The organism is Pseudomonas sp. GL_093 (assembly GCF_057837605.1).
Genome location: NZ_CM174448.1, coordinates 1,816,972 through 1,827,770, shown reverse-complemented (window position 1 = coordinate 1,827,770; position 10,799 = coordinate 1,816,972). Strand labels below are relative to the sequence as shown.

Below are 10,799 nucleotides of genomic sequence, written 5' to 3'. Positions count from 1 at the left end.
TGGAAATGTATGGTCAGCCCATCTCCTGCAACCTCATCGGCTGTTTTCGGTAAAGCTGGCTTGCGCTAATGTATCCGGGCTCATTGTGAGCGTTGCGGTAACAACGCTCGGCCCTCGATGAGTAGCCGCTCCCGACTGTCCTAAAAAAGCCCTCAGCCTTTAAAGCTGATTTCCATGCCAGGTTCTCAGTCGGGCCATTTGCCGTTTACTGTCATCAGTCGGTGACGTCGCAAAAGCCGGTGATAAAGCTGTAGTTTCAAGCGTTCGGATGTGGGTTGTACTGGCCACCCTTGGCCAGTACCGCCCACACAATTCGCGCCAGTTTGTTCGCCAACGCACACGCTACGACATTGGAGTGCCGACGCGTCAGCAGCTCCCGAACCCAAGACCCTAGCGCATCCTCTCGTTTGTCGATACGCAGCATGATTGATCGCGCGCCTTGTACCAGTAATCGACGTATGTGCTTGTCGCCGCGCTTGCTGATCCCCAGTAACACCGTCTTTCCACCCGTTGAATACTGCTTTGGCACCAACCCTAACGAAGCGGCAAAATCGCGCCCACTGCGATAGTTCGATGCATCACTCATGTCCGCCAGTAATGCGCTGGCGGTGATGGGGCCGATGCCAGGAATGCTCTGCAAACGGCCGCCGGTATCATCTTCTTTCAACTGCTGATTCAGGTCGGACTCGATGTCCTTGATTTCATCATTGAGCTGTTGAATTTGATGATGCAGGCGCATTACCAAGCCCTTGAGACGCAATGGAACCGGGTGCTGCGGGTCGTCCAACAGCGCCGGCACGCGGTGCAACGCAGCGACGCCAATGGGCAGGCTGATCCCGAACTCCAGCAGAAATCCGTGAATTTGGTTGGTCGCGACGGTGCGATGGCCAATCAATGAATCGCGGACACGATGCAGGGCCGAAAGCGTTTGCTGTTCTGCGGTTTTGATCGAGCAGAAGCGCATGGCGGGGCGGCTTGCCGCCTCGCAAATCGCTTCGGCATCAATGAAGTCGTTTTTGTTGCCTTTGACGAACGGTTTGACGTACTGCGGGGCAATCAGCTTCACCTCGTGGCCCAATGCCCTGATCTGTCGAGCCAGCCAGTGAGCGCCGCCGCAAGACTCCATCACCACCGTGCAGGCGGGTAATTGGACCAATGTGCTGAGTAATTGGCCTCGGCTGGTTTTCTTGCGCAATACCTGATGACCTTTGGCGTCCTGGCCATGCAGGTGGAAACTGTGTTTGCCAATGTCGATACCCAGAAGCGTCATCGTGTTCATGAGAGATCCTCCGACAAAAACGAGAAAAGCCCTGCAAGCGTAAACCTGCAGGGCTTCTCGGTCAGGCTGACCATCTCATTAAGCCCCAAGTAACCAAGGGCTCCTGCCCCACCATTCGGTGCCCCCTGCGCAATACCTGCGTTCGGCCTCTGGGAAAGGGGCAGACAGATCAAAATCAAAAGCCAAGCGAGGCGGCCTGATAGCCGACCTGATGTCTGTCAAGGTCATCGGCGGTGGACACCTATGTCATGCCCGCCAAAAATCCAACTGTGGGAGCGAGCCTGCTCGCGAAGGCGGACTTACATTCAACATTGATGTCGACTGACAGGGCCTGATCGCGAGCAGGCTCGCTCCCCACAGGGGAATGCGTACGCTTGAAGAGACAGGCCGGCCGGTAGGCCGCCTCGCTTTGGCTTTTGCGGTGCCCGCACCCTCGAGAGGCCGAGTGGAGGTTCTGCGCAGTGGGCAACCCGGCATGGATGCCGGGTTAGCCGCCCCCGGCCATGGATGGCCGATGGCGGCGGGCCCACGGAGAAGGACCGGAACGAGGGCATGCCGAGCCACAGCGAGGCACCGAACGACAGGGGCAGAAGCGCTTTCGTTACTTTCCGCCGGGCCGCGCAGGCTTTTCGAAAGTGACTCGCTGTAAAAGCGAAACCAATAGCCGCCGTGACCGCAGAAACGGATATGTACACAAAAAAGAAAAGACAGGTCGGCCGCCTCGCTCTTGATCCACCGCCCGCTCGCGACCCATGTGTGTGTGTGCCTGGAAACACCAAGCTTAGGTGAACAACATTAGGACATCACTGCCCGGCCTTTCGATTTAAACGATTGATCAGCTCGCGATCCATCCGTCGTACCACAGCTGCAAGTTATCGCCGCGCAGCATGTAGTCACGCATCACCGCTTCGCGCAGCTCGTCGCCCATACGATAGCTGGCCTCGGGATCGGCCAAGTGCATGCGAATTGCTTGCAGCCACTCCTCGGTGCTGTTGCTGACGACCCGTGTGCACGGCAAATAGCCGCGATAGGCTTCGGTGTCGGTGCAGATCACCGGATAGCCGCAGGCGCCGTATTCCAGCAGTCGCAAGTTGCTCTTGCAGTCGTTGAAGATGTGGTATTCCAACGGCGCCAGCGCCAGGTCGAGGTTAAGGCTGGCCAGCTTGGCCGGATACTCCTGCAGGCCCACCGAGGGGTGGAACTCACGCACGTAAGGGAGCAGCGCTTGCGGGCACATGCCGAAGAACACCCAGTCGACGACATCGGCCAATTCACGGACCACGTCGGCAATGATCTCCAGGTCACCGGCATGGCTGGTGCCGCCACCCCAGCCGACGCGCGGCTTGGCACCGGTGCGGCGCAGGGAAACGCGGTTGCTCCACAAGTGCGCGGCCAAGGTGTTCGGCACCACGCGAATATCGTGATGCATGCCGTTCAACGCATCAGCCAGCGCCTGGGTCGACACCACCACTCGATCACACAGGCTGATGCCACGACGCATGGCTTTTTCGAAATCCTTGGGCCGATGTTTCAGGTGGCCGTTTTTTTCCGGCACGTCGATGATGTAGTCGTCGAGTTCAAAAATGCGCAAGGCTCGGGAATACGTTTTGACCCGCTCGATTTCGTTCACCAGCGCATCGTTGTAGCGTCCCTGCATCACCACCGTATCCGGCGATTGACGCTCCAACTCGATGATCGACGGCATTTCGAAAGCTTGAACACCCGTGACCAGGCCCGCCGCCTCCAGCTCCAGAAACGGCTGCACCACGCGGTAATGCCCGACAGCCGATTGGTTCACCGGCAAGGCCAGAACCCGCGGCAAGCTGCGGCTGCCGAACGGACTCCAGCCCAGGCGCATGCCAGGTTCCAGGCAGAAACTCGAACCGGTGAGACTCAAGTTGGGGTTGTAGGCTGGATCCCGGGCCATGTCGGGCAACCACTTGCGGTAGATCGTCTGCTGCTCGCGACCGAGCTGCTCCTGGCGCGCCTGTTCGCCACCCTGTTGCAACGAAACCGCCGGCTCCACCAGCATCAAGCGGGCATGAGGCGTCCAGACCACCAGATAACCGGCCTTGGCCACTCGCAAGCCCAGGTCCACATCGTTGAATGCCAGGCTGAACGAACGCTCGTCCAGCCCGCCCAACTCCTCGAACACCTGCTTGCGCACCAGCAGGCAGTCATCGCTGACCGCACTGTAGTTCTGCACCACCTGCAGACGCTGCATGTAACCACCGGACTGCATTGATTCGCCGATAAACGGCGCACCCACCGGTCCGCGCAACCCGAGCACCAGTCCGGCATGCTGGACGGTGCCTTGGGCGCAGACCATTTTCGCTCCGACGATCCCGACTTCGGGGCGCTGGGCCTGACTCATCAGTGCGTCCAGCCAATCGGCATCAGTGATCACGCTGTTCGGCGTGAGCATCAACAAGTAGTCGCCACGAGCCTGGGCGGCGGCGAAGTTGTGAATCGCCGCAAAGTTGGCCGCATGGGGGTAACGCAGCACTCTCAGCTTGTCGCTACCCAGCTGCGCCATGCCGTCCAGCCAGGCGCGAGCCTCGCTGGTGAGACTGGCGTTGTCGACGATCAACACTTCGTAGTTCGGGTAAGCGGTTTTTTCCAGCAGGCTCGCCAGGCAGCGCTCAAGCGCCGTCAGCTGGTCCTTGGTGGAAATGATGATGGACACCAGCGGTTGCCGGGCGTGGCGATAATCCACCTGATTGATCAGCGCTTCACTGCCGGCCCGCCAGTCGAATGCCACACCCAGCCGTTGCAGGTGCGCCTCCAGCAGTCGCGGGTTTTCAGCGGCCACGGCGGTCGAAGACAACCACGAGGCGTAACTGAAGGACGACTCCACCAACACTTCGCCAATGTGTTCGATGGTGTGGGGGCCGGCGCTTTCGACCATCCGCCAGAGCAAGTCTTGAGGCGCCAGCTCCTGGAAGTCGGCACTGAAACCGCCCCGAGCCAGAAAACCGTTGCGCTCAAACGCCAACGCACGCCCGGTGTAAGGGTAGCTGCGCATCAGGTCGAGATTGAAATCCGGTTTGAACACCGGCTCACGGGAGATGCCGTCCACCAGCGCGCCTTCATCCGCGTAGCAGCACAACATATGTTGACGCTCGACGATGCGCTCGGCCATCAAGAGCAGCGCGGCCTCGGTCAAGCGATCGCCGGCACGCAACAGGTAGAACCAATCGGCCCCCTCCAGTTGCGGCAAGACACCATTGAGCTGCTGCGCCCAATCCGCCTCCAGCACCAGGTTCAGCACCCGCCCGTCCAGCCCCGCTTGAGCGCCCGCACTGGACAGCACCACCACCGCTTGAGCGCCGTAACATTGCGCGTTGATGCTTTCCAGCGTCAGTTCCACGGCCTGCCGGTCGCCGGTGCCGTCGATCACGATCGGAACGATTGTCGGGCGGCGTGGCCACGCGTGCGTCTGCGCCAACAGCTGCCCAAGGATCGCAGGCTCACGCCGACACTCCAGCCACTGAGCATACAGCTGCCCGAAGCTGCGGCTGTCGCTGCCGACTCTGGACTCTTGAAGGGCCTGGCGAGCGACGAGCAAATGGCCGAGGGAAAACTCCTCCCACACGCGATTTTTCGCATCGACACCCGGCAGCGCGGCGCAGTAACGGATCCAGCCGGAAAACGCTGTCCCTTTATCGCCGCGCTCGTTGAGCATTTGCGTCAGCCATTGACCTTCGACCAGCATTTGCTGCTGCACGGCCGCCTGGCATTTGAAGCTGTCCGGGTGCAGGCGCTCGACACTCTGCACCTGACTGGCCACTGCCAGGTTGCCGCGCCGCAATAGGCAAACGAACAGGACCAGATCCAGCAAACCGGCAAAACCCACCTCCGGTTGCAGCAACGCCGGCAGCAATTCGCGGACATCGGCAGTGCGCATCAGCACGTTGCTCAAGCCACCGATGAAGTTCAGCGGACGGACCTCAAAGAAGTCCAGCAGATCGCCACCCTTGAACAACGCATTGCCACCGGCCATCGCGGTGTTTTCCAGACGGTGCGGCAGGATGTGATCATCGGCATCACACAAATAACGCTGGGCACCGACCAGGCTGACATCTTCGTACTCGCTCAGCAGTGCGGCCTGAGTCGCGATGCAGCCAGAGAACAATCGATCATCATCACAAAGGAATTTGATGTACTCCCCGCGACTTTCCTCCAGGCACCGCAGCAGGTTGCCCGCAAAGCCCAGGGGCTGAGGGTTTTTCAGATAGCGCAGCGGGAAACGGGTCTGGGCCGAAACCCCTTCGACGATGCTCGCAATCTCGTCGCCAGGACTGTCGTCGCAGATGATGATTTCGAGGGATTCGTAGCTCTGACTCAGGACACTTTGCAATGCCGCATGGAAAAAACGCGGATTGAAGGCTGGGATGGCGACACTGACAAGGGGAGCTGAACTCACAGGAAAACTCTCGACCGCAGAGTGCTCCAGCCCTGGGGCCGGGCATGCTGACCCGGTTGGAAGAAAATGCTTGCACCCGACGGCCGAGGGGTCATCTCGTCCGTCGAGTGGTTAGCGGTCAAACTCAGATTTTGTTGAACAGCCCCAATTGACTGATTTTGCTGAAGGCCAGCTGCGAAGCCTGCAACATGGTTTGTTGCAGGGTCAGGCGGCTGAGCACTTCGGCCGGATCGGAGTCCTGGATCGACGACGTGGTGGTCTTGTTGGCCATCGTCAGGCTTTCGTTGGTCGAGCTCTGGATGTCCAGTGCCTGACCACGAGCACCGATCGAAGTCAGCGAACCGAGTACCTGGTTGCTACCGCTGCCGATGTTGGCAATCGCCGAATCCAGCGAGGCGCGAAAGCTCTGTTCGGCGGCGGCAGAACCATCGATCGGCGCCTCAAGTGCGGTGCGCAGCTTGCTGATGGTGTCGAGGATGTTCTGGGTCTGGTGGGTGTTGGGTTGAACCACATACTGGTCACCCGCCGTCGGCGTACCACCGAAGGTGAAATCCACACCCGCTGCCGTCGCTGTCGAACCCGCCATGGTCCCGGTAGACACCGGCTTGCTGTTAGCGGTCAACGGTGAGGCATACAACTCATAGTTCGTGGCGCTGGTGAACTTGAGAATCGCCCCGCCATTGGGGAATGCCGCGTTGTAGTTGGCTGCGTTGCTGACAGTGGCGCCCGTCACGACGGCGGTCGATGGATTGCCGGCGCTGCGGGTGGCACTGAAGGTGTCTGGCTTGGCGCCCAGATTGAAGATATGCCCGGCAATCACAGTGTCCGGGGTGGTATCGCCTGGTTTCAGATTGATGTTCAGACGCAGATCGACACCGCGGAAAGATACCTGTGTGCCACCGGCCGTCTTGGGATCGAAGACACCGTTGTTGGAAGCTTCAGCCGTTACATCGTTGCCGCCGGAATCCGTGACCTTGAACTGAGTGCTGCTCAGGAACTCGATCGCATAGGGCTCGCCACTGCGGAACTTGTCGTTGTAAGTCACGCTACCCGACACCTGACCGTTGGACAGGTCGACCCGTCCGTCATTCACCGCCGGTGCCGTCAGCGTGGTCTGGGTGCGACTGGTGTTGAGGGCCTGCTCGAAAATGCTGAAGCCGGTGTCATTGCTGGGCATGGTCAACGCATCACCCACCTGAAGGTTCAAGGTGGTCTGGTCGCCGTGATAGCTGTAAGTGCCATCGGCATTGCGCGAGTACGGCGCAGTACCGCTGTTGGACCCGCCAAACAGATACTGGCCGTTTTCATCGCGGCTGTTCATCAGGCTCAGTAACTGCGATTCGAGCTGCCCCAATTCGGAGGCGTTGGCCTTGCGCTCGGAATCGGTATAGCCGGCGTTGCCCGCACCCAGGGCCAGTTCGTTGGCACGCTGCAGCACGTTGTTGATGCTGTTGAGAACGGTCTCGGACTGACCCAGCGTATTCTTGATCGTCGTGATGTTGGTCGAAAACTGGTCGAGCATTGCACTCTGCTGACCCAGTTGCAGCAACCGCGAAGCGCCAACCGGATCATCAGCGGCCGTACGCACGCGAAGGTTGTCGCTGGCTTCCTGACTGGTATTGACGACGTTGTTGAAGTTCTTCTGGTAGTTCGCAGCGCTGCGCTCGTAGAACTGGGGGGTAGAAATACGCATGATCTACGACTCCTTAAAGGCTGTTGATCAGAGTGCTGAAGATTTCCTGCGCAGCCTTGATGATCTGCGAAGAAGCTGTGTAGTACTGCTGGTACTTGACCAGATTGCCGGTTTCCTCATCCAGGTCGACACCGGATAACGAGTCACGGGCGCCCTTGGCCTGGGTCAGGATCGCGGTTGTCGCATCGGAATCGTTTTTGCCCTGGGCAGCCTTGGCACCGACGTTTTCCACCAGCTTGCCGTACGCGTCCGAAAGGCTGATACCGTTGCTGGTACCACCGGTTTCCACGGTCTTGCGAGTCTGCAGGTCGATGACGGCCAGACCATTACGGTTGTCCTTGGAACTGGCACCGGTCAGCGACACGGTGAAACTGTCCAGGTCCTTCGGCGAACCGTCCATGGTCATTTCAAACGTAAAGGTGCGCTGCACCGGCGGGACGCTGCTGTCCAAGATCGGGTTGCCGCTGGCATCGACCATTTTCACCGCCACGCTCAGGGTGTTGCTTTGCCCCGGAACAATACTGCCAGTAGCGATTTGGGTGCCCTTGGCATCCTTGACCGAATAGGTCTGCGAAGCACCACCGGCAGGGCCGAAGATGATCTTGACCGGTGTCGAGTTTTTGATCCCCGACTGGATGATTGCGCTGTCGGCAGGGTTGTAGATATTGAGCGACGACTTGAGGTCAGGCTGCTTCAGAATGCTGCCGGTCCCGGTATTGCCCGAGCCGCTGACGCCGGTCAGAGGGGCCGCGACCGCAAGACGTTTAGGGTCGGTGAGCACCGTCTGGATCTCGCTGGCGCCGCCACGGGTGGGCGTAACCTTGAAGCTGTCGCCCGTGCTCATGCCCGCCCCGCCCAGAGACAGCGCGAAGCCATCGATCACCGGTGCCGGGGTGGTGCTGATGTTGAACGAGCCCATATCGGTGCCGTCCGAGCGAAGGACGCTGTAGTCCGTGGCGCTGGTGAACGTGACCTGATAATCGTTGGTAGTCAGCTTGCCCGTGTCCTTGATGGTCACGTTCAGATTACCCGACGCAGAGTTGTTGCCCGCGGCGGCAATACTGCGCTGACTGATCAGGGTGGCACTGTTGATATTGCCGAACAGGGCCGCACCGAACTCACCGTTCTTGTCGATGCCCTGGGCAAGCTGGCTGTTAATCTGGTCGGCGACCACCAGGGCTACTCGCCCCAGTTCATTCATCGCAGGGTCGAGCACTTCGCTGCGATAGCGCAGCAGGCCCCCCATTTCACCACCCGAGATCACCGAGGAGATGTCGATGGTGCTTGAACCACGGTTCATCTGAATAGTGGAACGGCTCGGATCATTCTTGCCAGGCACCACTTCCAGGGTGGTGGAGGTATTGCCTATGACCAGCGGCTGACCGCTGCCCAGGTAAATATCGTAGTTGGAGCCGCTCTGCGTGACTTGTGCGCCGACCAGCTCGGACAGCTGCCGGACCGTCTCGTTGCGCTGATCCAGCAGGTCATTGGGCTGACCCGTGCTGCCGGAGGATTCGGAAATTTTCTGGTTCAGCTGTGCAACGGTGGCCGCCAGTTTGTTGACTTGCGAAGCCATGTCCGTGAGGTTGCCATTGATGTTGGCATTCTGCTGGTTCAGCTGACTTGAAATCGAATTGAAGCGATTGCTCAGGGCCTTGGCATCGCTGAGCAGCAGCTGCCGTGCCGCGTCATCGGTCGGAGCCGAAGAGACGTTCTGCATGGAACTGAAAAACTTGGTCAGCGCGCTACTGATGCCGGTGCTGCTGTCGGACAGGAGTTTATCTACCGGCGAAACCTGCGCCAGGTAGGCGGCCGAATCACTGTTGAGCGACGTGGCGGTCTGCAGTTGGGCGTCAAGGTAGCTGTTGTACACCCGACGTACATCGGCCAGCGTCGTACCCGTGCCGATGTAGACATTGCCGAACTGCTGCGAGGCTTTGGTGCCCTGCACGGTCTGCTGACGCGAGTAACCCGCGGTATCGACGTTGGCGATGTTGTTACCCGTCGTCATCAACGACGATTGGCTGGCTGACAGCCCCGACATCCCGATGTTGAGCAAACTCATGGTTCAGACCTTATAGCTTATGCCTATAGAGGCGTGGTGGTAGCGCCCGCCGCAGCGTAGTTCTGGTAACTCGTCATCTGCTTGGCTATCTGCGAAATCTTGCTCGCGTAGTCCGGGTCGGTTGCGTAACCGGCCTTTTGCAACTCGCGCACAAACTGTTCTGGGTTATCGGCCGACTTCACAACATCTTGATAGCGATTGTTGGTTTGCAGCAGCGTCACAAGGTCATGGAAGCTGTCCTTGTAAGAGTCATAGGAACGGAACTGAGCCGTCTCCTTGACCATCTCGCCGTTTCTGAATTCGCTGGTGATCGCGCGCGCCGAATCGCCTTTCCAACTGCTGCCGGCCTTGATGCCGAACAGGTTATGGCTGCTGCTACCATCCTGGGCGCGCATGACCGACTTGCCCCAACCGGTTTCCAGAGCGGCCTGCGCCACCAGGTAACGCGGATCGACACCAATGCGTTCGGCGGCCTCTTTGGCCATCGGCAGCATGGTGTTGACGAATTCGTCGGCGGAGCTGAACGCTTTCTTCGCCGGTGCCAGCGGTATTTGCGCCATGGCACGACCATAAACCTGCAGGCGCCCGCCGGATGCCGTATCCGTTTGCGAAGCCAGCCAATCGCCGTTGTACAGGGGACCGGCACCGGTCTTGGTGCTCCGAGGTATTTGGATGTTGTTCTGCGCCGTCGCGGAGGTCGCGGCAGTGGTCGATGCCGACGGCACCAGCCCTGCGAGCAAGCGGTCGGCCAGTTTCGGCGGCAGCGCCAGGCGTCGCTGATTGATCAGCGCCATGTCATTGCGATGAGCGCCCTCGCCCGCGTTGGCTGGCGACTTCACCGAGCGCGAAGCCCACAACGGACGCTCGCCATTGAGGCGCGACAGCGGCCCGTTGGTGGCGACCGTGCCGGCGGCAATCGGGGTTTCCACGGCGGCTTTCGCGGCCGCTTGCTTGGCGGCTGACGCGGCAGCGGCCTCGCCCGGGGCCATCGGTTTGTTCTTCGACATCTGACGCATCAGCACGTCAGCCAGACCAATACCGCCGCCCTCACGGGACATGGAAACGGCCAACTGCTGATCGTACATTTCCTGGTATTGCTTGGCTGCCGGCGTGTTGAGCGGATTGTCCTGGCCCAGCGTTTCAGTGGCCGAGCGCATGGACTTGAGCATTTCACCGAGGAACAGCGACTCGAACTCCTGCGCAACCTTGCGCATGTTCGCGTCACTGTCCTTGTCGCCGACCTTGAGCTGGTTCAGTCGATTGAGGTCCGAATAGGAACCCGAATCGTTGCTGCTGACCCCCAATCCGCCCTTGCGCATATCCATGGTCGCCGTCC

Annotated in this window: 5 protein-coding genes; all 5 read right to left on the bottom strand. The window is 59.8% G+C overall.

What is annotated here, in order from left to right:
- Positions 1–256 precede the first annotated feature (256 nt).
- The gene (locus tag AC3IUE_RS08205) at positions 257–1,279 is read right to left on the bottom strand and encodes an IS110 family RNA-guided transposase (RefSeq protein WP_489263402.1); all 1,023 of its coding nucleotides are present in this window, start codon (positions 1,277–1,279) and stop codon (positions 257–259) included.
- An 835-nt stretch (positions 1,280–2,114) separates the two neighbouring features.
- Positions 2,115–5,705, bottom strand: a complete 3,591-nt coding sequence (locus AC3IUE_RS08200) for a glycosyltransferase (protein WP_489266671.1) — start codon at positions 5,703–5,705, stop codon at positions 2,115–2,117.
- A 124-nt stretch (positions 5,706–5,829) separates the two neighbouring features.
- Positions 5,830–7,398 carry a flagellar hook-associated protein 3 gene (locus tag AC3IUE_RS08195; RefSeq protein ID WP_489266669.1) on the bottom strand — a complete coding sequence of 523 codons (1,569 nt, stop codon included), beginning with the start codon at positions 7,396–7,398 and terminating at the stop codon, positions 5,830–5,832.
- Between the two features lie 13 nt (positions 7,399–7,411).
- Positions 7,412–9,463 carry a flagellar hook-associated protein FlgK gene (flgK, locus tag AC3IUE_RS08190; protein WP_489266667.1) on the bottom strand — a complete coding sequence of 684 codons (2,052 nt, stop codon included), beginning with the start codon at positions 9,461–9,463 and terminating at the stop codon, positions 7,412–7,414.
- A gap of 23 nt (positions 9,464–9,486) precedes the next feature.
- Positions 9,487–10,788, bottom strand: coding sequence for a flagellar assembly peptidoglycan hydrolase FlgJ (flgJ, locus tag AC3IUE_RS08185; RefSeq protein ID WP_489266665.1), 1,302 nt, complete (start codon positions 10,786–10,788; stop codon positions 9,487–9,489).
- Between the last annotated feature and the right edge of the window lie 11 nt (positions 10,789–10,799).